Consider the following 25,574-nt stretch of genomic DNA (forward strand, 5'->3'; position numbering starts at 1 on the left):
ATTCTTCGTAAGAACTCAGATACAAAAAAGGTGCTCAATGAGCACCTTTTTGCATTTCTGACACCGGATTATTTAGTCAGGGCAGGCTTGTTGTCGATGTTGGTCAACACACCGGCGGTGCTGAAGGTCAGCGTCAGGGTCTGCTGGGTCGCATCTTCATGGCCCGGCTTCTGACGGAATACATAGAACCAGGTGTTAGTGCCGAACGGATCGGACATCATCGGGGTTCCCAGTGCATAAGCGACCTGCTGTTGTGTCATCCCCACGCGGATTTTGGACACATCGTTAGGGGTAAGGTAGTTCCCCTGGTTGATGTCAGGACGGTAAACCACTTTCTCCAGAGTGGAACAGCCTGCGGTCAACATCAGAAGAACCGCTGCGGCAGCGGTCAGCATTTTACAACGCATAGTGATTTGATTCCTTTTCGGGCCCGAGCAGAACGCGGCTCATATGTAATATGCCGATGATAATAGACCTTGCCCCACTTTGAAACCGGTCTGGCGGCGTTTTTGTTGTTCTGTATGACCCTGAGATCCCGAAAAAGTTTATGCCGCCAGCAGTTCTTTCGCGTTCGCGAGTGTGTTACGCGTGACTTCGCTGCCGCCGAGCAGGCGTGCCAGCTCCTGCAGACGCGCACGTTTATCCAGCGGCTTCATGTGCGTTTCGGTCATTTCACCGTCGGTTTCTTTGCTGACGATAAAGTGATGATGGCCACAGCCCGCGACCTGCGGCAGGTGGGTGACACACATCACCTGCGTGGATTCGCCGAGCTGGCGCAGCAGTTTACCCACCACCGCCGCCGTCGGGCCGCTGATGCCGACATCCACTTCATCGAAAATTAGCGCCGGGGTGTCCATTTTACGCGCGGTGATCACCTGAATCGCCAGCGCAATACGCGACAGTTCACCGCCTGAGGCCACTTTGGAGATCGCCTGCAGCGGCTGCCCCGGGTTGGTGGTGACGCGGAATTCGATGCGATCCGCACCTTCCGCCGTCAGGTGGTTCTCTTCAAAGCGAACGTCAATGGTGAAGACGCCGTGCGGCATCGCCAGCGTGTGCATGCTGTCGGTAATGTGCTGGCTTAACTCCTGAGCATAGTGCTGACGAATTTCATGCAGCTTTAGCGCTGTCGCCAGCGCCTGTTCATGGTGCAGGCTCACCGCCAGAGAGAGGGTCTCCTGCGAGTCAGCCTGATCGTCAAGCTGCTGCTGCTCGTCCAGCAGAGACTGATAGTAGCCCGGCAGCTCTTCCGGCGTAACGTGGTGCTTGCGCGACAGCGAGATTTGACGGGAGATACGCTGCTCCAGCTCAAACAGACGGTTCGGGTCGAGATCCAGACGCTCACAGTAGTGGCGAAGTTCGTCACCGGCTTCAGAGATCTGAATGGCCGCCTCTTCCAGCATATCCAGGACGCCAGACAGTTTGCTGTCCATGCCGACCAGTTCGGTAAGCAGCTGACGGACGTTATACAGCTGACTCTGCAGGTTAACGTCTTCGCCATCCGCCAGCAGGTTGAGCGCATTCTGGCTGGTTGAGAGCAAGTGACCGCTGTTCGCCAGGCGCTTGTACTCTTCGTCGATTTGCTCAAACTCACCCGGCTGCGGGTTGAATTCGTTCAGCTCTTTGAGCTGGTATTCCAGCAGCTCCGCACGGGCGGCGCGCTCCTGGCTTTGCTGCTGGTGCTGGGCAAGTTCACGGCAGCTCTGATGCCACTGGCGATAGTGCTCTGCCATAAGCTGAGTAAGCGCGTACTCACCCGCATAACCATCCAGCAGCGCTTTCTGCTGTTCGGGTTTAACGAGTTGCTGATGCGCGTGCTGACCGTGGATCTGGATAAGCAGCTGGCCGAGTTCACGGAGCTGGGAGAGCGGGACCGCCGTGCCGTTGATAAAGCCGCGTGAGCGACCGTCGCTGCTAATAACGCGGCGAAGTAAACACTCACGTCCATCTTCAAGCTGATTCTGCTCCAGCCAGCGCTGGGCAGCAGGGGTGTCTTTCAGGGAGAAGCGGGCGCACAGGTCGGCACGGTTTGCGCCCATGCGCACCATGTCGCCCTCAGCGCGGCCGCCAAGGCACAAGCCGAGGGCATCAATGGCAATGGATTTACCCGCACCGGTTTCCCCGGTGATCGCCGTCATGCCGCTGTGGAAATCGATCTCAAGCTCACGAACAATGGCAAAGTTGCTGATGGTCAGTTGTGCCAGCATAATTGTTTTCCTGTATGAAAAACCATAACTGTGTTTTCGTACAGTATAAACTGGTTTTATATACAGTAAAGTCCTGGATGCAAAATCAGAACAATTTTTTTGACCAGCCAAGCTTCGAGCTTAATGTGTTGAAATAGCTGTAATCTTTTGGGTGTATCAAATTCAGGTGGTAATCACACCGGCGAATAAGCACATCTTCACCTTCCTGGATAGGCAGCGCTATCTGGCTGTCGCAGCTGATCTCCAGGTCGTTACGGCGGTGCGAGAAGCGCAGACGGATCGTGCTGTCGCCGTTGATCACCAGCGGGCGGGCGGAGAGCGTGTGCGGGAACATCGGCACCAGGGTAATGGCATCCAGCGAGGGCGTCAGGATCGGGCCGCCGGCAGAAAGCGAGTAGGCGGTTGAGCCGGTCGGGGTGGAGATAATCAGCCCGTCAGAACGCTGGGAGAAGGCAAAGATCTCGTCGATATAAACTTCGAACTCAATCATGTGCGCCACTTTGCCAGGGTGAAGGACAACCTCGTTAATGGCGGTGCTGATGCGTTTCTGGCAGTCCTGCTGGCACACCTGCGCTTCCAGTAAAAAGCGTTTTTCACTGATATAGTGGCCTTCCAGCACGTCGGCCAGCTGCTGCTGTGCATTGTCCGGGTCCAGGTCGGTTAAAAAGCCGAGATTGCCACGGTTGATGCCGATGACCTTAATGTCATAGCGCGCCAGCGTGCGGGCCGCGCCGAGCATGTTGCCGTCGCCGCCCACCACCACGGCGAGATCGGCCTGTTGGCCAATTTCCGCCAGCGTGCCGGTTTTGACGCTCTTCAGCTGCAGTTCCTGGGCAATCTGCTGCTCGACCATCACTTCATAGCCTTTGCTACACAACCAGCGATACAACATTTCATGTGTCGTTAGTGCGGTAGGGTGACGCGGATGCCCGACGATCCCAATACACCTGAAATGATTATTCATTTTCTGGAGGTCCTTGTGCCTGATGAATGATGACAATCTGTCTTGTTCCCTTGAATCCCGGAAACTGATCCCCATAATAAGCGAAGTTAGCGAGATGAATGCAGAAAAACGCGGAGAAATTCATGAGTAGTAAAGAACAGAAAACGCCTGAGGGGCAAGCCCCTGAAGAAATTATCACGGAACAGCACGATGAAGTTGAGGCTGTAGAGCCAGACGCATCTGCTGAGCAGGTGGACCCGCGCGATGAAAAAATTGCGAATCTGGAAGCCCAGCTGGTAGAAGCACAGAATCGCGAACGCGACAGTGTTCTGCGCATCAAGGCGGAAATGGAAAACCTGCGTCGTCGTACCGAGCAGGACGTTGAGAAGGCGCATAAATTTGCGCTGGAGAAATTCGTCAACGAACTGCTGCCGGTGATCGATAGCCTCGATCGCGCGCTGGAAGTGGCTGACAAAGCGAATCCGGACAACGCCGCAATGATCGAAGGTATCGAACTGACGCTGAAATCCATGCTCGACGTGGTGCGTAAGTTTGGCGTGGAAGTGATTGCCGATACCGATGTTCCGCTGGATCCAAACGTTCATCAGGCCATTGCGATGGTTGAATCTGAAGAGATTGAAGCCGGTAAAGTGCTGGGCGTGATGCAGAAAGGCTATACCCTGAACGGCCGTACCATCCGCGCTGCGATGGTAACCGTGGCGAAAGCGAAAGCGTAATTCGCTATCCGTAGTGCCGGGTAGCGGCGTTCGCCTTACCCGGCCTACAACCTTACTCCGCGATACTTTCGCGCAGGGGTTTAACGGGCAGGACTTTTACCTGCTTGATCATATTGTCCTGCACGTCCAGGATATCAATATCGTACTGCTCAATGCGCACCCGCGTGCCCGCCGCCGGGATCTCTTCCAACGCTTCCAGAATCATCCCGTTAATGGTGCGAGCCTCATCTTCCGGCAAATGCCAGTTAAAGGCTTTGTTGAGTTCACGAATGTTCGCGCTTCCGTCAATCAGCACCGATCCGTCGTTTTGCGGGGTGACCTCTTCCGCGAGGGAAGGCGACATTGAGGTGGTAAAGTCCCCGACAATCTCTTCCAGAATATCTTCGACCGTCACCAGCCCCTGGATATCGCCGTACTCATTGACCACCAGGCCGACCTTCTTCTTGTTGCGCTGGAATTTCACCAGCTGCGTGCTGAGCGGCGTTCCTTCCGGCACGTAATAAATTTCGTCGGCGGCGCGCAGCATCACCTCTTTGGTGAACTCTTTTTTCTCGGTCATCAGACGGTAGGCTTCGCGCACGCGCAGCATGCTGATGGCGTCATCCAGCGAGTCGCGGTACAGCACAATGCGCCCGTGCGGAGAGTGCGTCAGCTGGCGAACGATGGCTTTCCAGTCGTCATTGATGTCGATACCGACGATTTCGTTACGCGGCACCATGATGTCGTTCACGCTCACCTTTTCCAGATCCAGCACCGACAGGAGCATGTCCTGATTGCGCCGGGAGATCTGCGAGCGGGATTCATTCACGATGGTGCGCAGCTCCTCTTTGCTGAGCGCGCTGCTGATGGTGACGTCGGCTTTGATTCCCACCATCCGCATCAGGACGCGCGTCACCATGTTCAGCAGCCAGACCAGCGGCATCATCAGGATCTGCAGCGGTGCCAGCAGGAAGCTGCTCGGATAGGCGACCTTTTCAGGGTAAAGCGCGGCGATGGTTTTTGGCAGCACTTCGGCAAACACCAGCACCACGAACGTCAGCACGCCGGTGGCAATCGCCACCCCGGCGTTGCCGTACAGGCGCATCCCGACGATGGTGCCGAGCGCAGAGGCCAGAATGTTGACGAGGTTGTTGCCGATGAGCACCAGGCTAATCAGGCGATCCGGCTTGCGGAGCAGCTTTTCAACGCGACGGGCGGCGCGGTTACCCTGTTTAGCACGATGACGTAACCGGTAGCGGTTCAGGGTCATCATGCCGGTTTCCGAGCCGGAGAAATAGGCGGAGATGACCACCATGACGATCAGGATAACGATCAGCGTGGTGGTTGAGATGTGTTCCAGGGGGAACTCCTTTGTTTCTTAGCCAGCAAATTGCTGTATGAAGCGGCTGCCAAAATAGGCAAGGGTGAGAATGCCCGCACCCGCGACGTTGAACCAGACCACGCGACGACCGCGCCAGCCTTCATGATAATGGCCCCATAACAGGACAATATAGACAAACCACGCGATGATGGAGAGCACCGCTTTATCGATATTCTCCACGCTGAACAGGTTCTTCATGTAAAACAGCCCCGTGCAGAGCGTGAGCGTCAGCAGCACCACGCCCACCTGGGTGATGTGGAACATCTTACGCTCAATGACCATCAGCGGCGGCATTTCATGGTTAAACGCCAGCTTTTTGTTTTTCAGCTGGTAGTCAATCCAGGCGAGCTGCATGGCGTAAAGCGCGGCGATGATCAGCGTCGCGTAGGCAAAGAGCGACAGGCCGATATGCACCAGCATCCCCGGCGTCGCCTCCAGATGCGTAATGAACTCATTAGGCATAAAGGTGGCGAGGGCCAGATTGATCAGCGCGAAGGTGTAGACAATCGGCAGCAGCAGCCAGCCGCGATTTTTAGACGCGACGATGGTCATTACCGTACAGATCATCAGGCTGACCAGCGAGCCGACGTTCAGCACGCTCAGGTTTTGCACGCTGCCGTCGCCGGGGATAATGCGTGATTCCAGCGCAAAGGCGTGGCTAATCAGTGCGATCACCGCCGAAAGAATAGCCATGCGCCGCCAGCCGCTGTTTTTTTGCAGCAGTCCGGGAATAATCAGCGCGAGGCTGACAGAGTAGGCAACAAGGGCGATCAGTGCGAAAACAGGCATATAGGCATCGACAGTTGTCTTAATAAGAAAGAGAAGCAGTATAACGTTACGTGACGCCTGCTCCAACCGTTGCATAACAACAAAGGCGCCTTCATGTTATACTCCGGCAAAATTCTGTGTATGTGTCGCTCATGGCGGCCCAACGTTTCTACTCAGGCGAGAGACAATGTTTGATAATTTAACCGATCGTTTGTCGCGCACGCTGCGCAACATCAGCGGCCGCGGACGCCTTACTGAAGAGAACATCAAGGAAACGCTGCGCGAAGTGCGCATGGCGCTGCTGGAAGCAGACGTCGCGTTGCCGGTTGTTCGTGATTTTATCAACCGCGTGAAAGAGAAGGCGGTTGGTCATGAAGTTAACAAGAGCCTGACCCCGGGTCAGGAGTTCGTCAAAATCGTTCGTAACGAACTGGTTTCGGCGATGGGCGAAGAGAACCAGGTGCTTAACCTGGCCGCTCAGCCACCGGCCGTGGTGCTGATGGCGGGCCTGCAGGGTGCGGGTAAAACCACCAGCGTCGGTAAGCTGGGTAAGTTCCTGCGCGAAAAGCACAAGAAGAAAGTGCTGGTGGTCTCTGCGGACGTCTATCGCCCGGCGGCGATCAAGCAGCTGGAAACCCTGGCAGAGCAGGTTGGCGTGGATTTCTTCCCGTCCGACGTGGCGCAGAAGCCTGTCGACATCGTTAACGCCGCGCTGAAAGAGGCGAAGCTGAAATTCTACGACGTGCTGCTGGTGGATACCGCCGGTCGTCTGCACGTTGACGAAGCGATGATGGACGAGATCAAGCAGGTGCATGCCTCTATCAACCCGGTAGAGACCCTGTTTGTCGTCGACGCCATGACCGGTCAGGATGCGGCGAATACCGCGAAAGCGTTTAACGAAGCGCTGCCGTTAACCGGCGTGGTGCTGACCAAAGTGGACGGTGACGCCCGCGGCGGTGCGGCCCTCTCCATTCGTCACATCACCGGTAAGCCGATCAAATTCCTCGGCGTGGGCGAGAAAACTGAAGCGCTGGAGCCGTTCCACCCGGATCGTATTGCCTCCCGTATCCTCGGCATGGGCGACGTGCTGTCGCTGATCGAAGATATCGAGAGCAAGGTTGACCGCGCGCAGGCCGAGAAGCTGGCCAGCAAGCTGAAAAAAGGCGACGGTTTCGATCTCACCGACTTCCTTGAGCAGCTGCGTCAGATGAAAAACATGGGCGGCATGGCCAGCCTGATGGGCAAACTGCCGGGCATGGGCCAGATCCCAGACAACGTGAAAGCGCAGATGGATGACAAGGTGCTGGTGCGTATGGAGGCGATCATCAACTCGATGACGCTGAAAGAGCGCGCTAACCCGGACATCATCAAAGGTTCCCGTAAACGCCGTATCGCAGCCGGTTGCGGCATGCAGGTGCAGGACGTTAACCGCCTTCTGAAACAGTTCGACGACATGCAGCGCATGATGAAGAAAATGAAGAAAGGCGGCATGGCGAAGATGATGCGCGGCATGAAAGGGATGATGCCTCCCGGTTTTCCAGGGCGTTAATCGCTTTTGAGATTGCTTTTTGCCCGAAAATGAGTAAAATTTTCGGGCTTTTAATATGACACCCGGGCTCCGTTCCTCGATGGGGCCCGGTTGTTTTATTCACACAAGAGGATGTTATGGTAACTATTCGTTTAGCACGTCACGGCGCTAAAAAGCGTCCGTTCTACCAGGTTGTTGTGACTGACAGCCGTAATGCACGCAACGGTCGCTTCATCGAGCGCGTTGGTTTCTTCAACCCACTGGCCGCTGGCGCAGAAGAAGAAACTCGTCTGGATCTGGATCGTATCGCTCACTGGGTTGGCCAGGGCGCTACTGTTTCCGATCGCGTTGCTACGCTGATCAAAGCAGCAAACAAAGCAGCTTAATCTGTCACGGTGGTCATGATGAGCAATAAAGCACCTGTTGAACCGATCGTATTGGGAAAAATGGGTTCTTGCTACGGTATCCGTGGTTGGCTCAGAGTGTTTTCCTCCACTGAAGACGCTGATAGCATTTTTAATTACCAGCCCTGGTTTATCCAGAAAGGCGGTAAGTGGGAAGAGGTCGAGCTGGAAAGCTGGCGTCACCACAATCAGGACATCATCATCAAGCTGAAAGGCGTTGACGATCGTGATGCCGCGAATGCGCTGACTAATTGTGAAATTGTCGTGGATTCGTCGCAGTTGCCACAGCTGGAAGAGGGCGACTACTACTGGAAAGACCTTATGGGTTGCCAGGTAGTCACGACTGAAGGCTACAGCCTGGGGAAAGTCATCGATATGATGGAAACCGGGTCAAATGACGTTCTCGTCATTAAGGCAAACCTGAAAGATGCATTTGGCATCAAGGAGCGGTTGGTCCCGTTCCTCGATGGACAGGTTATCAAGAAAGTCGATCTCACTACTCAAACCATTGAAGTAGATTGGGATCCTGGTTTTTAAATTCTCCGGATAAACGGTAAAAGACGGCGCTATGTGGATTGGCATAATTAGCCTGTTTCCTGAAATGTTCCGCGCGATTACCGATTACGGGGTAACTGGCCGGGCAGTAAAGAATGGCCTGCTGAGCATCCAGAGCTGGAGTCCTCGTGACTTTACTCATGACCGGCACCGTACCGTGGACGATCGTCCTTACGGCGGCGGACCGGGGATGCTAATGATGGTGCAACCCTTACGGGACGCCATTCACACAGCAAAAGCCGCGGCAGGTGAAGGCGCAAAGGTGATTTATCTGTCACCTCAGGGACGCAAGCTTGATCAAGCGGGCGTCAGCGAACTGGCGACGAATCAAAAGCTGATTCTGGTCTGTGGACGCTACGAAGGGATAGATGAGCGCGTAATTCAAACCGAGATTGACGAAGAATGGTCTATCGGCGATTACGTTCTCAGCGGTGGTGAGTTACCCGCAATGACGCTGATTGACTCCGTCGCCCGGTTCATTCCGGGAGTACTGGGCCATGAAGCTTCGGCAACGGAAGATTCCTTTGCCGATGGGTTGCTGGACTGTCCACACTATACCCGTCCTGAAGTGTTAGAAGGGATGGAAGTCCCGGCAGTGTTACTGTCAGGAAACCATGCTGAGATACGTCGCTGGCGTTTGAAGCAGTCGCTGGGCCGAACCTGGCTTAGAAGACCTGAACTTCTGGAAAACCTGGCTCTGACTGAAGAGCAAGCAAAGTTGCTGGCCGAGTTCAAAACTGAACACGCGCAACAGCAGCATGAACATGATGGGAATGCGTAATACGCTCCCGAATATCAGTTTACCCAGGATAAGAGATTAAATTATGAGCAACATTATTAAGCAACTTGAACAAGAGCAGATGAAGCAGGACGTACCTTCCTTCCGTCCAGGTGACACCGTGGAAGTGAAAGTATGGGTTGTTGAAGGTTCCAAAAAACGTCTGCAGGCATTCGAGGGCGTGGTTATCGCTATTCGTAACCGCGGTCTGCACTCTGCATTCACTGTTCGTAAAATTTCCAACGGCGAAGGCGTTGAGCGTGTCTTCCAGACTCACTCTCCGGTAGTTGACAGCATTGCTGTTAAACGTCGTGGTGCTGTACGTAAAGCTAAACTGTACTACCTGCGTGAGCGTACTGGTAAGTCTGCTCGTATTAAAGAGCGTCTGAACTAAGATTCGCTTAAGCGACATCCTGTTAGAAAGGGCTGGCCGAAAGGCTGGCCCTTTTTTTATCCCATCGCACCTCTCGCGTTAACCCTTTTGTCATAAATCATTTACAATGCTTGCCTCTTGTATGGAGGGGAAGTGGATAACATACTGCATCAGAATAGCTGGAAACGCGCAGCGGCATTGACCGCGCTGTTTGCGATCCTGCTGATCGTGGTAGCACCCCTGATCTCCGTCTCATTGCAGAAAGATCCCATGAGCGCCATGCCGGGCATGCATCATGACATGAGCATGATGTCGATGGACGAGCATCACGGCGATATGCCACACACGATGCCCGTCGACCATGCGGAAGCGTGCGGCTACTGCGTGCTGTTAGCGCATGTCCCTGGCGTGATGCTGGCGCTCATCGTCCTGCTCAGCGTGGTGCTACAGAGGCTTCGCGTTAAGCCGCCGCGTCAGGCGGTCAAGCACTGGCACTTCTTCCCCTGGCTTTACCCTGATACCCGCGCGCCGCCGCGGCAGTCTGCTTTTTCCCTTTAAAAATATCGATAACTTTTTGCCTTAAAAAGGAAAAGTATGACTACCTGCACCTCGCGCGCGGCATGGGGAAACCTGCTGCGTCGCCTTCATTTCTACGTTGGGCTGTTTGTCGGCCCGTTTATCTTCTTCGCCGCGCTAACCGGGACGCTGTATGTGGCGACCCCACAGCTGGAAAACGCACTCTACCGGCACGCGCTCCACGCGGATTCTATAGGCGAGCCACTGCCTCTGGCGGAACAAATCGCCCTGGCGGAAAAAACCGTTGGATCAGATTTACGTTTGCACGCCGTTCGTCCGGGCCTGGTTGAGGGCGAAACCACCCGCGTGATGTTCGCTGACCCGAAACTTGGGCCATCGGAGAACCGGGCTATCTTTATCGATCCGGTAAGCCTGACGGTGCTGGGAGATCTGACGGTATACGGCACCAGCGGGATTTTACCCCTGCGTCAGACCATTGATTACCTGCATACGTCCCTGATGCTGGGCGACATTGGGCGCCTTTACAGCGAGCTTGCGGCCTCGTGGATGTGGGTCGCCGCGCTGGGCGGTATTGCCCTGTGGTGTTATAACCGGCCCAAACGGCGGATCAACAATCGCTTCCAGAACCGGCGTCGGGTGCACGTGACGCTGGGCTGGGTTCTGCTGGGTGGAATGCTGCTGTTCTCCGCAACCGGCCTGACCTGGTCCCAGTGGGCTGGCGGAAACGTGGATAAGCTGCGGGCAGAGATGAACTGGCTCACCCCGCAGGTGAACACGACGCTATCCGGCCAACATGAGATCATGGATGAACATGCCGAACATCGCGGTCATCACGGTGGGATGATGATGCCGGAAATGGCGATGGATCTGACGCAGTTTGACGGGGTGTTAAGCGCGGCGCGTCACGCGGGGATTGATGCCAGCAAGCTGGAGATCCGCCCGGCGAAAACGAGGGATCGCGCCTGGACCGTGACGGAAATCGATCGCAGCTGGCCGACCCAGGTGGACGCCGTGGCGGTTGATCCTCATACGATGCAGGTTCTGGACAGAACCCGATTCAAGGATTTCCCGCTAATGGCAAAACTGACCCGCTGGGGCGTGGATTTCCATATGGGGATCTTATTCGGCCTGGCGAACCAGCTGCTGCTGCTGGCGTTCGGTCTTGCCCTTTGCGTGCTCATTATCTGGGGATACCGGATGTGGTGGATGCGTCGTCCGGCGCAATCGGCAGTGAGTCCGGTACAGACGCTTTGCCAGAGCTGGCTTGCCTTGTCAGTGTGGGGAAGAGGCGTTACGGTGTTAATCAGCGTCCTGTTGGGACTGGCATTGCCAGTCATGGGCGTGAGTCTGGCGCTGTTTGTTCTGGTGGACTGGCTGCGCTGGCGAGCGGCAACCAGGGTGACGCTCGCCGAATCCTCCGCTAAATAGCCTTATGGCGTGCTGATTACCACTGCGACGCGGCGGTTTTCAGCGCGCCCTTGTGAGGTACTGTTGCTCGCAACCGGGTATTTTTGACCTAATCCCCGCGTGGTGAGATTGCTGCGCGGTATATTTGCCCCCTTCGCCCAGGCATCGGCCACGGCGTTGGCGCGTTTTAACGAGAGCGCTTCGTTGTAGCTCTCTTCCCCGTAGTTATCCGTGTGACCGTCCATTCGCGCGTGGGTCAGGCCGGTTTCCGCCAGGCGAGAGGCCATGGACTGGATCTGCGTTTCACTCTCCGATCGCAGCCTGGCGTCATTTTTATCAAACAGGATGGTGTCCGACATCCCAAGCGACCAGTCACCGTTCAGTTCGTTAAAACCGTAAGACTTCATCGCCGCAATTTGCTCAGGAGTGAATTTGCCTTCCGGCGGCGACTGGCAGCCTGCCAGAACCAGTGAGGCCAGTACTAAGGGCGCGAAGTAACGTTTTAACATAGTGTATCCTTTCTAACTTATTGTTTTCGTACGCTGGTTTTTAACCTGGTACATGTTGCGGTCAGCCCTCTCCAGTAATGCTTCCACGGAAGTATTTTCCCACGCCAGAGCAAAGCCAATGCTGAGTGACATCGATGCTTTTTGTCCGTTATGAAGATCAAACGGACGGATAAACTGCTGCGAAAGTGCAGCACAAATATGTTGAACCTCAAGCTCAGAGTGCACGCCGTACAGCACCATGGCAAATTCGTCACCGCCAAGGCGGTAGGACTGATGACGTTTGTCGCCAAACTCCATCATTCTGCTGGCGACTTCGATCAGCACGCAGTCTCCTGCCGCGTGTCCCCAGGTGTCGTTAATAAACTTAAAATTATCATCGTCGAGGAAGAGCAGGGCCGAGTTTGTTCTGGCTGAAGGGTCATTCATTAATGCCGCAATGCTGTTACGAAACGCCGCGCGGTTGGCAAGACCGGTAAGCGGGTCGTGCATGGCGGTCCGCAACAGCTGGGCATTTTTCGCCTGAAGCTTCAGCTGCCACTCTTCCATTTTATCCAGAAGACTATTGAAGTCTTCGCCAAACTGGTGAAATTCTTCGATACGGCCGTCTTTCACCCGGCGGGAGAAATTTCGGTTCGTGCGCACGTCATGCACGACGTCGGTAATGTTCTGCAGCGCCGTGACCATTCCACGATGCAAAGACTGGGTAATGACGAGCGCGACGACGGCGGCAAAGAGAATGCAGCCAGTCAGTACGGCAAACGACGTCCAGATGAAATGGCTGATCAGACTGTCACGCGCGGTAAGGCGGATTTCGCCGATCGTTAAGCCGTTATGCATGATGGGCTGCGCAACCGGTACGGGGAAAAGCCAGCGGCTGACCAGCGCGCCCAGCGTGTCGTTGTTATCTTCCGGGTTCCAGGACCAGTAGGCGAACCGCTTTTTATGCGCATTAATCACCTCCGCCGCGGCAAACTGCCCCTGTTTGCCCAGGGCGGCAAGCGTTTCGTTGGCCGCCAGCGAGTCGTTGAAAACCAGCGAGGCTTCCAGGCTGTGGCTCATCGTGGCCCCGGTTAATTCAAGGTTCTTTTGCGCGTATTGTTTTAACGTCACAACGGAAGCAAAACAGAGCAACAGCCATATTAACGTCATCGTGATAATGACGCTTATCATGCTGTTTCGCCTCAACGTTCTTTTAAACGTCGGACGTGGCGTTGAAGTGAAATCTTTATCCATGCTGCTTATTCCGTGCCAGCATTAATACATCCGGATTGACTCTTACGCCACTGCGCGTCAATGCATCCAGGTTGACGGAGAACCGGACCTGGCCACGATCGATCATCAGGCAAAAGGCACTGCCAATTACACATTCCGGATTTTGCTCTGAGATTAATAGCAATGCTCTGCCCTGATATTGGCTTATTAATTCAAGTTGTTTTGCCGGTGATTCAGACCCAAAATAAATCGCATCGCACGTCGCGGCCAGGGCTTCCCGATCGTTATGTACAATAGCGGGAGTATAGGGTAACTCGTTGTGCCCTTCGTCACCGCTAAGCGCGTGCGTATAGTGAGAAGTGGCATAGATGCAGAGTTTAGGTTGCCCGGATAGTGACGGCCATCGCGTATAGCTCACAATGCCTGAGACTATCGAGCGTACCGATTTATCCGTTTCCGTGAGCGTGCCTGCCGTCGCTGGGCCCACCATAATGAACAGCATTAACACCAGAGTGAGTCGGAAAAAAGAGATCAAGAATAAATTTCTCACCAGAATCCGCCACATCGCTCTGGAAATAGATGTCCTTAAGAGTTGCGGGCAGAATACCATTGTTTGTCAGAGCCGTCATTATGTCAGAAATAGCCTCAGGTCAACCTAAGCTAAATCCTACTGTTGTTTATTTTCCGGTGATTAAAAACAGACTTAATTGAGTCTGCTGGAGCGCATACTTTCATCCATCCCTTTTTGCCATGACGCACGCAGTTTTGCCGCGTTTTCAGCAGTATCGCAACTGGCAGGGAAAGATTTGCCCGCTAATCCCCAGGCGTGAATAAACCCTTCTTCGCAGACTCTCTTCTGACCATCGGCATAGCCGCGAAGATATTCACTACGATCAACGTGGGTGTCGTTAAAACTATCGGCCAGGGTCTGGTTATCTTTAACCGGCAGGCCATTCATGGCGTCTTCTTTACCGGCATCAAACCAGGATGGACTGGTCCAGTCAGGCTGGAAGGTATAAGGATTGATCTGGCAGCCCGTTAAAAACAGCGACAACAGCGTGAGAGCAATTGAACGCATAGCCATTCTCCTTTTTACTTCAGCATAGCCTGGCTTAAGAAAGTATGTCTGTAATTTAAACTTTACTTTTTTGACGGCTGATTTTTGCAATAAATTGGCTGATGTAAAGTAATGTGTACGTATTTTGGATTGAAATGTTTACTTTTTATGGTATCGTGGTTTCACCTCATTGAGGAAAACAACTATCGCAAACGAGCTTTACAGGATCGCCATCATGCAAAAAGACGCGCTGAACAACGTACATATCACTGACGAACAGGTTTTAATTACTCCGGATCAGCTGAAAGCAGAATTTCCGCTGAGCGTCGCGCAGGAGGCTCAGATTGAGCACTCGCGCCAGACCATTTCTGACATCATCGCCGGCCGCGATCCGCGCCTGCTGGTGGTGTGTGGTCCTTGCTCTATTCACGATCCTGAAACCGCCATTGAGTACGCTCGTCGATTTAAAGCATTAGCGGAGGAGGTCAGCGATAGCCTCTACCTGGTGATGCGCGTCTATTTTGAGAAGCCACGTACTACCGTTGGCTGGAAAGGGTTGATTAACGATCCGCACATGGATGGCTCGTTTGATGTGGAAGCAGGCCTGAAGATTGCGCGTCGCCTGCTGGTGGAGCTGGTCAGCATGGGCCTGCCGCTGGCAACCGAAGCGCTGGATCCGAACAGCCCGCAATACCTTGGCGATCTGTTCAGCTGGTCCGCGATTGGCGCGCGTACCACGGAATCGCAAACCCACCGCGAGATGGCGTCTGGCCTGTCGATGCCGGTTGGTTTTAAAAACGGTACCGATGGCAGCCTGGCGACGGCGATCAACGCCATGCGCGCTGCCGCCATGCCGCACCGTTTCGTCGGAATCAACCAGGCGGGCCAGGTCTGCCTCCTGCAAACGCAGGGCAACCCGGACGGGCACGTGATCCTGCGCGGCGGGAAAGCCCCGAACTACAGCCCGGCGGACGTGGCGCAGTGTGAAAAAGAGATGGAGCAGGCGGGACTGCGCCCGGCACTGATGGTAGATTGCAGTCATGGTAATTCGAATAAAGATTACCGTCGCCAGCCTGCGGTTGCGGAATCCGTGGTCGCCCAGATCAAAGATGGCAACCGTTCGATTATCGGTCTGATGATTGAGAGCAATATTCATGAAGGCAATCAATCATCTGAACAACCGCGCAGCGCCATGAAGCACGGCGTCTCCGTGACGGATGCCTGCATCAGCTGGGAAACCACCGATGCACTGCTGCGTGAGATCCATAAAGATTTAAGCGGCCAGCTGGCGACGCGTCTGGCTTAAGAGGGTAGTTATGGTTGCTGAATTGACCGCACTGCGCGATCAAATTGATGAAGTGGATAAGGCGCTGCTGGATCTGCTGGCGCGTCGCATGGCGCTGGTTGCCGAAGTCGGTGAGGTGAAAAGCAAATACGGCCTGCCGATTTACGTCCCGGAGCGCGAAGCCTCTATGCTCGCCTCCCGTCGCAAAGAGGCGCAGGCGCTGGGCGTTTCGCCGGACTTGATTGAGGATGTTCTGCGTCGCGTGATGCGAGAGTCCTATTCTAGTGAAAACGACAAGGGCTTCAAAACCCTCTGTCCGACCCTGCGTCCGGTGGTGATTGTCGGCGGGGCAGGACAGATGGGGCGCCTGTTTGAAAAAATGCTGACGCTTTCTGGCTATCAGGTGCGCATTCTGGAAAAAGAGGACTGGGCGCAGGCGCCGGAGCTCATGAAAGATGCCGGGATGGTTATCGTCAGCGTGCCGATCCACGTGACGGAGCAGATCGTCGGGAAGCTTCCTCCTTTACCGAAAGACTGTATCCTGGTGGATCTGGCCTCCGTCAAAAATGGTCCGCTGCAGGCAATGCTGGCTGCGCATACCGGGCCGGTGCTGGGTCTGCACCCGATGTTTGGTCCGGACAGCGGCAGCCTGGCTAAGCAGGTGGTGGTTTACTGCGACGGTCGTCAGCCGGAAGCCTATCAGTGGTTCCTGGAACAGATTCAGGTATGGGGCGCGCGACTGCACCGCATTAGCGCGGTTGAGCACGACCAGAACATGGCGTTCATTCAGGCGCTGCGCCACTTTGCCACGTTTGCCTACGGCCTGCATCTGGCGGAAGAGAACGTGCAGCTTGAACAGCTGCTGGCGCTCTCTTCACCTATCTATCGTCTGGAGCTGGCGATGGTTGGGCGTCTGTTCGCGCAGGATCCGCAGCTGTACGCGGACATTATTATGTCCTCCGAAAACAACCTGGCACTGATCAAGCGCTACTATCAGCGCTTTGGAGAAGCCATTACGCTGCTTGAGCACGGAGACAAGCAGGCGTTTATCGACAGCTTCCGCAAGGTCGAGCACTGGTTTGGCGATTATGCGCAGCGTTTCCAGAATGAGAGCCGGACGTTGTTGCGACAGGCAAATGACAGTCGCCAGTAATGCGATGATGTATATACTGAAAGCCAGCAATGCTGGCTTTTTTCATTTTGGGGAACTGTCATGGCTGAACCGCAGCTGCTGTTGAATTACACCGGGCATTTGCCTGAATGCCCGACGTGGAGCGCCGAAGAGCAGGCGCTCTACTGGGCCGATATTCTGGAAGGCGAGATCCACCGCTACCATCTGCCGACGGCGAAACACACCGTACTCTCTTTCCACGAGGAAGTGGGGTGTTTCGCGCTGCGTGAGCAGGGTGGTTTTATCGTTGCGATGCGAACGGGTATCTGGCTGACCGATAAACACGGCCTGCTGCGCCGCAAGGTGTGTGATAACCCCTCTAACCCGCAGCTGGCGCGTTTTAACGATGGAGGCACCGACCATCTGGGCCGGTTCTATGCGGGCACGTTCTGGGGGCCGGGAGATTACAACGGTGCCCTGCTGATGCGCATCGACAACGACCTGACGCCGAAGGTGATCCAGTGCGATATCCACGGGCATAATGGCTTAGCGTTTAGCCCGGATAAGCAGTGGATGTTTACCTCAGATACGCCAAATGGTGTGATCTATCGTACGTCGCTTGATGAGCAGGGCGAACCGGGTAAGCGAGAAGTGTTTCGTCAGTTTAAAGAGGGCGAGGGGATACCGGACGGCGCGGCGATGGATGTGGAAGGCTGCTACTGGAGCGCGCTGTTTGACGGCTGGCGCATCGCGCGTTTTTCACCGCAAGGGGAGCAGCTGGAAGAGTACCGCATGCCGGTACGTTGCCCGACGATGGTTTGCTTTGGCGGCGATGATATGAAAACGCTGTTTATTACCACCACGCGGGAGAATATGGAGGCGGAGGAGGTGGCGAAATATCCGCTCTCCGGCGCCATCTTCACCCTGCCGGTGAGCGTGGCAGGGATGAAGAAAAGCCGTTTTATCGAACGTTAGATCGGATCGACCGGGACGACGTTTTCGCTCGGGTAGCAGCCCAGCACCTTCATGGAACGCGTGATCTCGCCCAGCTCGCGCAGGGCTTTCTGCATGGAAGCAGACTCCAGGTTGGCCTGGATATCGAGGTAGAACATCTCTTCCCACGGGTTGCCATGGATTGGGCGCGATTCCAGCCGGGTCATGATCAGGTTGTGATTACGCAGTACCAGCAGAGCTTCAACCAGCGCACCGGCCTGTTGGCCGGTGGCCATCAGCAGCGTGGTCTTGGCCGGTACCTGGTCAGACACATTGATTGCCTTGCGGGCCAGCACCACGAAGCGGGTAATATTTTGCGTCTGGTTCGCCAGGTTGCGTTCCAGCACCTGTAAACCATACAGCGCGCCGCCCGCTTCGCTGCCCAGCGCCGCAACGTTGGGGGAGTTCGCCTGGGCGACTTTTTCCATCGCCGCCGAGGTGCTTTCGGTGTACTCAATTTTCCAGTTCGGATAGCGGTTCAGGAACTGGCTGCACTGCTGGAACGGCTGCGGGTGGCTGTAGACCGTTTCGATCGTGTTCAGGTCCGTTGAACCGGAGACCAGCACGCAGTGATCGATAGGGATCGTCAGCTCGCCGACCAGCGACAGGCTGGTGTGCTGCAGCAAATCGTAGACGTCGTTGATGGCGCCGGAGCTGGTGTTTTCAATCGGCACCACGGCGTAATCCGCCTGGCCGGTCTCGACCTGGTTAAAAATGTCGGCAAACTTCGCGCAGCCGCTTTCAATAAATTCTTCGAAATGGCGAGCGGCATACTGACGTGCGGCCAGGTGAGAATAGGAGCCCTTTGGCCCGAGGAAAGCGATACGCGCAGAGTGCGGATTGGTTTTATTGAGATGCTGCTGGAGTAGCGCTTGCTGGGTCAGAACGGAGTCTTCGATGATGAGCTGGAACAGCCGGGTGATGTAGTGGGCATCGAGATGATGCGCTTTGCCGAGCTGAATGAGACGTTCCAGCAGATCCCGCTCGCGGTCGATATCACGGACCGGACGATGGGAGTCCAGCTTGGCTTTACCCACTTCAACGGCAAGGGCGCGGCGTTCGGCCAGCAGCGCCAGCAGTTTCTCATCCAGCGCGCTGATTTTTACGCGCAGATCCAGTAACGGGTTTTCCGGTGTCATAGTGTTGCCTGTCTCATCTTATCGTTATCAATAAAAAAGGCCCCCCGGTGTGGGAGGCCTTGTTGTTCGTCTTCGCATTCTTTATCACACGACGAAACGCCTCCCGTTCAGGGGAAGGTAAAAAAGAATGCGAAGAAGAACGGCGTAAGTTTCATAAAGTCATCCTGTGAGTGATACCGTTAAAGTACCCGTACTGTTTTCACCCTGTCAATAAAAAACAAAAAACGCGCCCGAAGGCGCGTTGGCGGTACACTCAATTTAAAGGATTACTCTTCTTCAACTTCTTCCGCGAAGCTGGCGTCTTTCACCGACGTTGTGGCGCGACGGGCTTCACCTTTGTGTTGCACTTTATTGAGCTGCCGTTCCAGCTTGTTGATCAAATCGTTAATTGCGGTGTACATATCCTCATGTTTTGCGCTGGCGACCAGGTGGCCGTTTGGAGTATTGATAGTTGCGTCAGCGATGAAACCCTGCGGCTCCTTGGACAGGATGATATGTGGATTAATCAAATGTGTTTGCCATTTATCCAGTTTGGCGAGACGGTCTGCGACGTGCTGGCGAATTGCCGGAGTAATTTCCATTTGTTTACTGGTAATGTTCATTGTCATAAATTTTACCTCTTGTCTTTCCGTCTTGGTGATTCCAGCATACCCGACCTAATGTCAAAATGTGTGATTTAGATCACGTTATTTTGTCGGTTTTTGTCAGGGAATCTTTTTTGTGAGGCAGGGCAGGAAGAGGTGAGATTTACCTTGTAGAAGGCAAAAATTGAGGCCATAGTTGACTGGATGTGTTGAGGCTAACGCGCTTCAGCGACGCTAGGAAACGAATAAAAAAACGGCAGCCTTCGGGCTGCCGTTTTGCATTGAGGCAAAATCAGGTGTTGCTGCTGTTCGCGGCGATGATTTTCGCCACTTTTTCAGCCTGAGCGGTCATCTGCATCTGACGGTAAGCATTTTCCATCAGCTTCAGGCCGTCGCGCGTTGCCTGAGTATCCGGGTAATCACGCAGCATACCCTCTACGCGGTTAACCACGGCAACCCATGCGCCACGACGGGTGTAGTATTCAGCAACCGAGTATTCATATTTCGCCAGACGATCTTTCAGGAACACCAGACGTTTGGTGGCGTCGGTCACGTACTGGCTGTTTGGATAGCCGCGCACCAGTTTGGAAAAGTCGTTGAAGGCATCACGCGCATGCTGCGGGTCACGGTCGGAACGATCCACGCCGAAGAAGCCCTGCAGCGCACTGTCGTCCAGCGCCATGTTGGTGAGCCCGCGCATGTACATCACATAGTCGATGTTAGGATGAGTCGGGTTCAGACGCATGAAACGATCGATGGTTGCCTGAGCCAGCGGCAGATCGGCATTTTTATAGTATGCGTAGATGAGATCTAACTGTACCTGCTGCGAATACGGACCAAATGGATAGCGATTATCCAACGCTTCCAGTTGCGTTATCGCCTGTTTCCAGTTACCGTCCTGCAACTTTTGTTGTGCAGTCGCATAGATTTCATTCGGCGGATTGTCAGGGACCTGTTCATTTGAACCGGAGCAGCCCACCAAAGCCAGGCTCAACGTGGCCGCTGCCACCAGATATTTCATGCGCGTCATGACGTTTTGACTTTCCTCAAATGTTTGTCCGGGAGAAACTCTGTTCCTGCTCCCGATTAAGACCAGCTACAATAGCACACTATATTAAACGGCAAAGCCGTAAAACCCAACGTTAAACGAAGAAGCAGTTTATGGCACAACGAGTAGAACTCACCGCAACAGTCTCCGAAAATCAGCTCGGTCAACGCTTAGATCAGGCTTTGGCCGAATTGTTCCCTGATTATTCGCGTTCACGCATAAAAGAATGGATCCTTGACCAGCGCGTGATGGTAAACGGCAAGATCTGGGACAAACCAAAAGAGAAAGTGTTAGGTGGGGAAGCTGTCGCCATCAATGCTGAAATCGAAGAGGAAATCCGCTTCGAGCCGCAGGATATCCCACTGGACATCGTCTATGAAGATGATGACATTCTGGTGATCAACAAGCCGCGCGACCTGGTTGTTCATCCGGGCGCGGGAAACCCTGACGGTACGGTACTTAACGCACTTCTCCATTACTATCCGCCGATCGCGGATGTTCCGCGCGCGGGCATCGTGCACCGTCTGGATAAAGACACTACCGGTCTGATGGTGGTGGCTAAGACCGTTCCTGCTCAGACCCGTCTGGTGGAGTCGCTGCAGCTGCGCGAAATCACCCGTGAGTATGAAGCGGTAGCCATTGGGCATATGACTTCTGGCGGGACGGTGGAAGAGCCTATTAGCCGTCACCCAACCAAGCGTACCCATATGTCGGTGCATCCGATGGGTAAACCGGCGGTGACGCATTACCGCATTATGGAGCACTTCCGTATTCATACGCGCCTGCGTCTGCGTCTGGAGACCGGACGTACTCACCAGATCCGCGTGCATATGGCCCACATTACCCATCCGCTGGTGGGGGATCAGGTCTACGGTGGTCGTCCGCGTCCGCCTAAAGGCGCGTCGGATGAGTTCATCAGCGTATTGCGTAAATTCGATCGTCAGGCGCTGCACGCGACCATGCTGCGTCTTTATCACCCTATCACCGGTATTCAGATGGAGTGGCATGCGCCTATCCCGCAGGATATGGTGGACCTTATTGACGCCATGCGTGCTGATTTCGAAGAACATAAGGATCAAGTGGACTGGTTATGACCAAACTGATTGTCCCGGAGTGGCCATTGCCTGCCGGCGTGGCTGCCTGCAGTTCAACCCGCACTGGCGGTGTGAGCCAGGGCGCGTGGGAGTCGTTGAACCTCGGCGCACACTGTGGCGATAACCTGGAACACGTGGAAGAGAACCGCAGGCGTCTGTTTGCAGCGGGGAACCTGCCGTCGAAACCGGTCTGGCTGGAACAGGTTCATGGCAAGGCGGTGCTGAAGTTGACGGGAGAGCCCTATGCTTCCAAACGCGCTGATGCCTCTTACAGCAATACTCCGGGAACCGTTTGTGCCGTAATGACCGCCGATTGTCTGCCAGTGCTGTTCTGCAACCGTGCAGGCACCGAGGTGGCTACAGCGCACGCGGGCTGGCGTGGACTGTGTGAAGGCGTGCTGGAAGAAACCGTCGCCTGCTTTAAGGATGAGCCCGCCAATATTATGGCCTGGCTTGGCCCGGCCATTGGCCCTCGCGCTTTTGAAGTGGGGCCGGAAGTTCGCGAAGCCTTTATGGAAAAAGATCCGCAAGCGGTGGACGCCTTCCTGCCTTCGGGGGATAAATATCTGGCCGATATTTACCAGCTTGCTCGTCAGCGCCTGAACAGCGTCGGCATAACGCAGATCTTCGGCGGCGATCGCTGTACATTCACCGAAAAGGGTGATTTTTTCTCTTATCGCCGCGACAAGACGACGGGGCGTATGGCAAGTTTCATTTGGCTGATATAACCTAAAGAATCAAGACGATCCGGCACGTGCCGTTTTCTTTTCACATAATTCAGGTCATTAACCTTGAATAATTGAGGGATGACCTCATTTAATCTCCAGTAGCAAATTTGACCTGTTATGGGAGGAGTTATGCGTCTGGATCGTCTTACTAATAAATTCCAGCTTGCTCTCGCCGATGCCCAGTCCCTCGCACTGGGGCACGACAACCAATTTATCGAACCTCTTCATTTAATGAGCGCCTTGCTGAATCAGGAAGGGGGATCGGTACGTCCGTTATTAACGTCCGCTGGCATTAATGCTGGCCAGTTACGCACCGCTATCGATCAGGCGCTGAGCCGTTTACCGCAGGTCGAAGGGACCGGCGGCGACGTTCAGCCGTCGCAGGATCTGGTGCGCGTCCTGAACCTTTGCGACAAGCTGGCGCAAAAACGTGGGGACAATTTTATTTCGTCAGAGCTGTTTGTTCTGGCGGCGCTTGAATCACGCGGTACCTTGACCGACCTGCTGAAATCTGCCGGTGCGACCACCGCCAATGTGACTCAGGCGATTGAGAACATGCGCGGAGGTGAAAGCGTGAACGATCAGGGAGCCGAAGACCAACGTCAGGCTTTAAAGAAATTTACGGTCGATCTGACCGAGCGTGCTGAACAGGGCAAACTTGACCCGGTGATCGGCCGTGATGAAGAAATCCGCCGTACCATTCAGGTACTGCAACGTCGTACCAAGAACAACCCGGTACTGATAGGTGAACCGGGTGTCGGTAAAACAGCCATCGTTGAAGGGCTGGCGCAGCGTATTGTGAACGGTGAAGTGCCGGAAGGTCTGAAGGGCCGCCGCGTACTGGCGCTGGACATGGGCGCGCTGGTGGCCGGTGCGAAATACCGCGGTGAGTTTGAAGAGCGTCTGAAAGGCGTGCTGAACGATCTGGCGAAACAGGAAGGTAACGTCATCCTGTTTATCGACGAGCTGCACACCATGGTCGGTGCCGGTAAGGCAGACGGCGCAATGGATGCCGGGAACATGCTGAAACCTGCGCTGGCGCGCGGTGAACTTCACTGCGTCGGTGCCACTACGCTGGATGAGTACCGTCAGTACATTGAGAAAGATGCTGCGCTGGAACGTCGTTTCCAGAAAGTGTTTGTTGCCGAGCCAAGCGTTGAAGATACCATCGCCATCCTGCGTGGTCTGAAAGAGCGCTATGAACTGCACCACCATGTGCAGATCACTGACCCGGCCATCGTTGCGGCGGCGACGCTTTCGCATCGTTATATTGCTGACCGTCAGCTGCCGGATAAAGCGATCGACCTGATTGATGAAGCGGCGTCGAGCATTCGTATGCAGATTGACTCGAAGCCGGAAGAGCTGGATCGACTCGACCGACGCATCATTCAGCTCAAGCTGGAACAGCAGGCGCTGAAGAAAGAGTCTGATGAAGCCAGTAAGAAACGCCTCGATATGCTCAATGAAGAGCTGGACGATAAAGAGCGCCAGTATTCTGAGCTTGAAGAAGAGTGGAAAGCCGAGAAAGCCTCCCTTTCCGGTACGCAGACCATTAAAGCTGAACTCGAACAGGCAAAAATTGCCATTGAGCAGGCGCGACGCGTGGGTGACCTGGCGCGGATGTCAGAGCTGCAGTATGGCAAAATCCCTGAGCTGGAAAAACAGCTTGAGATTGCGACGCAGTCAGAAGGGAAAACGATGCGTCTGTTACGTAATAAAGTGACGGATGCCGAGATTGCGGAAGTGCTTGCCCGCTGGACCGGTATTCCGGTGGCGCGCATGCTGGAAGGCGAGCGTGAAAAACTGCTGCGCATGGAGAACGATCTCCACAATCGTGTGATTGGCCAGAACGAAGCGGTTGAAGCGGTTTCGAATGCTATTCGTCGTAGTCGTGCAGGGCTGTCCGATCCGAACCGTCCGATTGGTTCATTCCTGTTCCTGGGGCCGACGGGTGTCGGTAAAACCGAGCTGTGCAAAGCGCTGGCTAACTTTATGTTCGACAGCGACGATGCGATGGTGCGTATCGACATGTCCGAGTTTATGGAGAAACACTCCGTCTCGCGTCTGGTCGGGGCGCCTCCAGGATATGTGGGTTATGAAGAAGGTGGGTACCTGACAGAAGCGGTGCGTCGTCGTCCTTATTCCGTCATCCTGCTGGATGAGGTGGAAAAAGCGCATCCGGATGTGTTCAACATCCTGCTTCAGGTTCTGGACGATGGTCGTCTGACCGACGGGCAGGGGAGAACGGTCGACTTCCGTAATACGGTTGTCATTATGACGTCGAACCTGGGTTCCGATTTGATTCAGGAACGTTTCGGTGAACTGGACTACAGCCACATGAAGGATCTGGTGCTGGGTGTGGTAAGCCATAACTTCCGTCCGGAGTTCATCAACCGTATTGATGAAGTGGTGGTATTCCATCCTCTGGGTGAGAAACACATCGCGTCGATTGCGCAGATTCAGCTGCAGCGTCTGTACAAACGTCTGGAAGAGCGTGGATACGAAATTCACATCTCCGACGATGCGCTGAAACTGCTGAGTAAGAATGGTTACGATCCGGTGTACGGTGCGCGTCCATTGAAACGTGCTATCCAGCAGCAGATCGAAAACCCGCTGGCGCAGCAGATCCTCTCCGGGGAACTGGTTCCTGGTAAAATTATCCGTCTGGAAGCCAACGACGATCGCATTGTGGCAGTGCAGTAAGTCACAAAACGCAAAAACGAGCCGCTTGCGGCTCGTTTTTGTTTAAAAACCAGGCGAAAATTGAGGTCTGGAGTGAGGTTTGCCTGGAAAGTGAGCAGTCAGTAAATAATTTTCACTTTATCCTTGCAGGTTCGGAATTACTCCCTATAATGCGCCTCCACTGACACGGAACAACGGCACACACGCCGCCGGGTCAGCAGAGAATAGCGAAAATAAACGCTTGACTCTGAAGCGGGAAAGCGTAATATGCACACCCCGCGCCGCAGCGAAAACGAAGCGGCACTGCTCTTTAACAATTTATCAGACAATCTGTGTGGGCACTCAAAGTGACATGGATTCTTAATGTCTTCGGACAAAAAATGAATACCAAGTCTCTGAGTGAACATGCGTAATTCATTACGAAGTTTAATTCACGAGCATCAAACTTAAATTGAAGAGTTTGATCATGGCTCAGATTGAACGCTGGCGGCAGGCCTAACACATGCAAGTCGAGCGGCAGCGGAAAGTAGCTTGC

27 protein-coding genes, 1 rRNA gene and 1 other annotated feature are annotated in these 25,574 nt (G+C 54.5%); of the genes, 15 read left to right on the forward strand and 13 right to left on the reverse strand.

The window, feature by feature from the left end; genetic code table 11:
* Positions 1-68: 68 nt before the first annotated feature.
* From bamE to nadK, 3 genes are all read right to left on the reverse strand, one after another.
* Positions 69-407 carry an outer membrane protein assembly factor BamE gene (gene bamE / locus LLF79_RS22665; RefSeq protein ID WP_046091855.1) on the reverse strand — a complete coding sequence of 113 codons (339 nt, stop codon included), beginning with the start codon at positions 405-407 and terminating at the stop codon, positions 69-71.
* Between the two features lie 138 nt (positions 408-545).
* Complete coding sequence (gene recN, locus LLF79_RS22670) at positions 546-2,207, reverse strand: DNA repair protein RecN (protein WP_045417542.1); 1,662 nt, start codon at positions 2,205-2,207, stop codon at positions 546-548.
* Positions 2,208-2,292: 85 nt separating this feature from the next.
* Positions 2,293-3,171, reverse strand: coding sequence for an NAD(+) kinase (gene nadK / locus LLF79_RS22675; RefSeq protein ID WP_008502500.1), 879 nt, complete (start codon positions 3,169-3,171; stop codon positions 2,293-2,295).
* Between the two features lie 122 nt (positions 3,172-3,293).
* Here nadK and grpE point away from each other — a divergent pair, with 122 nt between their 5' ends.
* On the forward strand, positions 3,294-3,887 hold the full coding sequence (gene grpE, locus LLF79_RS22680; RefSeq protein WP_008502499.1) for a nucleotide exchange factor GrpE: 594 nt from the start codon (positions 3,294-3,296) through the stop codon (positions 3,885-3,887).
* Between the two features lie 52 nt (positions 3,888-3,939).
* On the opposite strand, the gene LLF79_RS22685 is transcribed toward grpE, so the two are convergent.
* Together LLF79_RS22685 and LLF79_RS22690 are read right to left on the reverse strand one after the other, a co-directional pair.
* Positions 3,940-5,226, reverse strand: a complete 1,287-nt coding sequence (locus LLF79_RS22685) for an HlyC/CorC family transporter (protein ID WP_025759264.1) — start codon at positions 5,224-5,226, stop codon at positions 3,940-3,942.
* A gap of 18 nt (positions 5,227-5,244) precedes the next feature.
* Positions 5,245-6,036, reverse strand: a complete 792-nt coding sequence (locus LLF79_RS22690) for an inner membrane protein YpjD (protein WP_032623031.1) — start codon at positions 6,034-6,036, stop codon at positions 5,245-5,247.
* A 166-nt stretch (positions 6,037-6,202) separates the two neighbouring features.
* On the opposite strand from LLF79_RS22690, the gene ffh reads away from it, so the two are divergent.
* The 7 genes from ffh to LLF79_RS22725 all read left to right on the forward strand — a co-directional run bounded on the left by ffh (position 6,203) and on the right by LLF79_RS22725 (position 11,618).
* Positions 6,203-7,564: a signal recognition particle protein gene (ffh, locus tag LLF79_RS22695; RefSeq protein ID WP_014884878.1), complete on the forward strand. Its 1,362-nt coding sequence runs from the start codon at positions 6,203-6,205 to the stop codon at positions 7,562-7,564.
* Positions 7,565-7,680: 116 nt separating this feature from the next.
* The gene (gene rpsP / locus LLF79_RS22700) at positions 7,681-7,929 is read left to right on the forward strand and encodes a 30S ribosomal protein S16 (RefSeq protein ID WP_003863133.1); all 249 of its coding nucleotides are present in this window, start codon (positions 7,681-7,683) and stop codon (positions 7,927-7,929) included.
* 15 nt (positions 7,930-7,944) lie between these two features.
* Entirely contained in the window at positions 7,945-8,484 is a 540-nt protein-coding gene (rimM, locus tag LLF79_RS22705; protein ID WP_021241995.1) for a ribosome maturation factor RimM, read from the forward strand.
* A 31-nt stretch (positions 8,485-8,515) separates the two neighbouring features.
* A complete protein-coding gene (trmD, locus tag LLF79_RS22710) occupies positions 8,516-9,283 on the forward strand; it encodes a tRNA (guanosine(37)-N1)-methyltransferase TrmD (protein ID WP_008502493.1) in 768 nt (255 codons plus the stop codon).
* A gap of 43 nt (positions 9,284-9,326) precedes the next feature.
* On the forward strand, positions 9,327-9,674 hold the full coding sequence (gene rplS / locus LLF79_RS22715) for a 50S ribosomal protein L19 (protein ID WP_002914145.1): 348 nt from the start codon (positions 9,327-9,329) through the stop codon (positions 9,672-9,674).
* Positions 9,675-9,806: 132 nt separating this feature from the next.
* Positions 9,807-10,211, forward strand: coding sequence for a DUF2946 domain-containing protein (locus LLF79_RS22720; RefSeq protein WP_039025344.1), 405 nt, complete (start codon positions 9,807-9,809; stop codon positions 10,209-10,211).
* A 36-nt stretch (positions 10,212-10,247) separates the two neighbouring features.
* The gene (locus tag LLF79_RS22725; protein WP_227880469.1) at positions 10,248-11,618 is read left to right on the forward strand and encodes a PepSY domain-containing protein; all 1,371 of its coding nucleotides are present in this window, start codon (positions 10,248-10,250) and stop codon (positions 11,616-11,618) included.
* Between the two features lie 2 nt (positions 11,619-11,620).
* Here the strand turns inward: LLF79_RS22725 and LLF79_RS22730 are convergent, their stop codons facing one another.
* The 4 genes from LLF79_RS22730 to LLF79_RS22745 form a co-directional block, all read right to left on the reverse strand.
* A complete protein-coding gene (locus LLF79_RS22730; protein ID WP_008502478.1) occupies positions 11,621-12,106 on the reverse strand; it encodes an OmpA family protein in 486 nt (161 codons plus the stop codon).
* A gap of 12 nt (positions 12,107-12,118) precedes the next feature.
* Positions 12,119-13,339, reverse strand: a complete 1,221-nt coding sequence (gene dgcN, locus LLF79_RS22735) for a diguanylate cyclase DgcN (RefSeq protein ID WP_227880471.1) — start codon at positions 13,337-13,339, stop codon at positions 12,119-12,121.
* Complete coding sequence (locus LLF79_RS22740; RefSeq protein ID WP_021241999.1) at positions 13,332-13,883, reverse strand: YfiR family protein; 552 nt, start codon at positions 13,881-13,883, stop codon at positions 13,332-13,334. The genes dgcN and LLF79_RS22740 overlap by 8 nt, the downstream gene beginning before the upstream one ends.
* Positions 13,884-14,021: 138 nt before the next feature.
* A complete protein-coding gene (locus LLF79_RS22745; protein WP_008502475.1) occupies positions 14,022-14,396 on the reverse strand; it encodes a DUF2799 domain-containing protein in 375 nt (124 codons plus the stop codon).
* A 214-nt stretch (positions 14,397-14,610) separates the two neighbouring features.
* Between LLF79_RS22745 and aroF the strand changes: the two genes are divergently transcribed.
* Genes aroF through LLF79_RS22760 form a run of 3 tightly spaced genes read left to right on the forward strand, consistent with a single transcriptional unit; the run spans position 14,611 to position 17,746 of the window.
* Positions 14,611-15,681, forward strand: a complete 1,071-nt coding sequence (gene aroF / locus LLF79_RS22750) for a 3-deoxy-7-phosphoheptulonate synthase AroF (RefSeq protein ID WP_008502474.1) — start codon at positions 14,611-14,613, stop codon at positions 15,679-15,681.
* Positions 15,682-15,691: 10 nt separating this feature from the next.
* Positions 15,692-16,813 carry a bifunctional chorismate mutase/prephenate dehydrogenase gene (tyrA, locus tag LLF79_RS22755; RefSeq protein ID WP_008502473.1) on the forward strand — a complete coding sequence of 374 codons (1,122 nt, stop codon included), beginning with the start codon at positions 15,692-15,694 and terminating at the stop codon, positions 16,811-16,813.
* A 60-nt stretch (positions 16,814-16,873) separates the two neighbouring features.
* On the forward strand, positions 16,874-17,746 hold the full coding sequence (locus LLF79_RS22760; RefSeq protein WP_046091851.1) for an SMP-30/gluconolactonase/LRE family protein: 873 nt from the start codon (positions 16,874-16,876) through the stop codon (positions 17,744-17,746).
* Here LLF79_RS22760 and pheA read toward each other — a convergent pair.
* The 4 genes from pheA to bamD all read right to left on the reverse strand — a co-directional run bounded on the left by pheA (position 17,743) and on the right by bamD (position 20,517).
* Positions 17,743-18,903 carry a bifunctional chorismate mutase/prephenate dehydratase gene (gene pheA / locus LLF79_RS22765; RefSeq protein ID WP_023325894.1) on the reverse strand — a complete coding sequence of 387 codons (1,161 nt, stop codon included), beginning with the start codon at positions 18,901-18,903 and terminating at the stop codon, positions 17,743-17,745. The genes LLF79_RS22760 and pheA overlap by 4 nt on opposite strands.
* Before the next feature lie 30 nt (positions 18,904-18,933).
* Positions 18,934-19,059: a sequence feature (Phe leader region), on the reverse strand.
* Positions 19,011-19,058, reverse strand: a complete 48-nt coding sequence (gene pheL, locus LLF79_RS22770; RefSeq protein ID WP_100249759.1) for a pheA operon leader peptide PheL — start codon at positions 19,056-19,058, stop codon at positions 19,011-19,013. Its footprint overlaps the feature before it by 48 nt.
* Positions 19,060-19,169: 110 nt before the next feature.
* Positions 19,170-19,511 (reverse strand): ribosome-associated translation inhibitor RaiA, encoded by a 342-nt coding sequence (gene raiA, locus LLF79_RS22775; protein ID WP_008502470.1) that lies wholly within the window; start codon positions 19,509-19,511, stop codon positions 19,170-19,172.
* Positions 19,512-19,779: 268 nt separating this feature from the next.
* Positions 19,780-20,517, reverse strand: coding sequence for an outer membrane protein assembly factor BamD (gene bamD / locus LLF79_RS22780; RefSeq protein ID WP_023308867.1), 738 nt, complete (start codon positions 20,515-20,517; stop codon positions 19,780-19,782).
* Positions 20,518-20,648: 131 nt separating this feature from the next.
* On the opposite strand from bamD, the gene rluD reads away from it, so the two are divergent.
* The 4 genes from rluD to LLF79_RS22800 form a co-directional block, all read left to right on the forward strand.
* Positions 20,649-21,629, forward strand: a complete 981-nt coding sequence (gene rluD / locus LLF79_RS22785) for a 23S rRNA pseudouridine(1911/1915/1917) synthase RluD (protein ID WP_008502468.1) — start codon at positions 20,649-20,651, stop codon at positions 21,627-21,629.
* The gene (yfiH, locus tag LLF79_RS22790; RefSeq protein WP_227880472.1) at positions 21,626-22,357 is read left to right on the forward strand and encodes a purine nucleoside phosphorylase YfiH; all 732 of its coding nucleotides are present in this window, start codon (positions 21,626-21,628) and stop codon (positions 22,355-22,357) included. Before rluD ends, yfiH begins: the two co-directional genes overlap by 4 nt.
* Before the next feature lie 129 nt (positions 22,358-22,486).
* Complete coding sequence (gene clpB, locus LLF79_RS22795) at positions 22,487-25,060, forward strand: ATP-dependent chaperone ClpB (RefSeq protein ID WP_008502466.1); 2,574 nt, start codon at positions 22,487-22,489, stop codon at positions 25,058-25,060.
* Between the two features lie 427 nt (positions 25,061-25,487).
* Positions 25,488-25,574, forward strand: a 16S ribosomal RNA gene (locus LLF79_RS22800); the annotation flags it as partial.

This window comes from Enterobacter cloacae complex sp. 2021EL-01169, assembly GCF_020733125.1.
Lineage (GTDB): Bacteria > Pseudomonadota > Gammaproteobacteria > Enterobacterales > Enterobacteriaceae > Enterobacter > Enterobacter roggenkampii.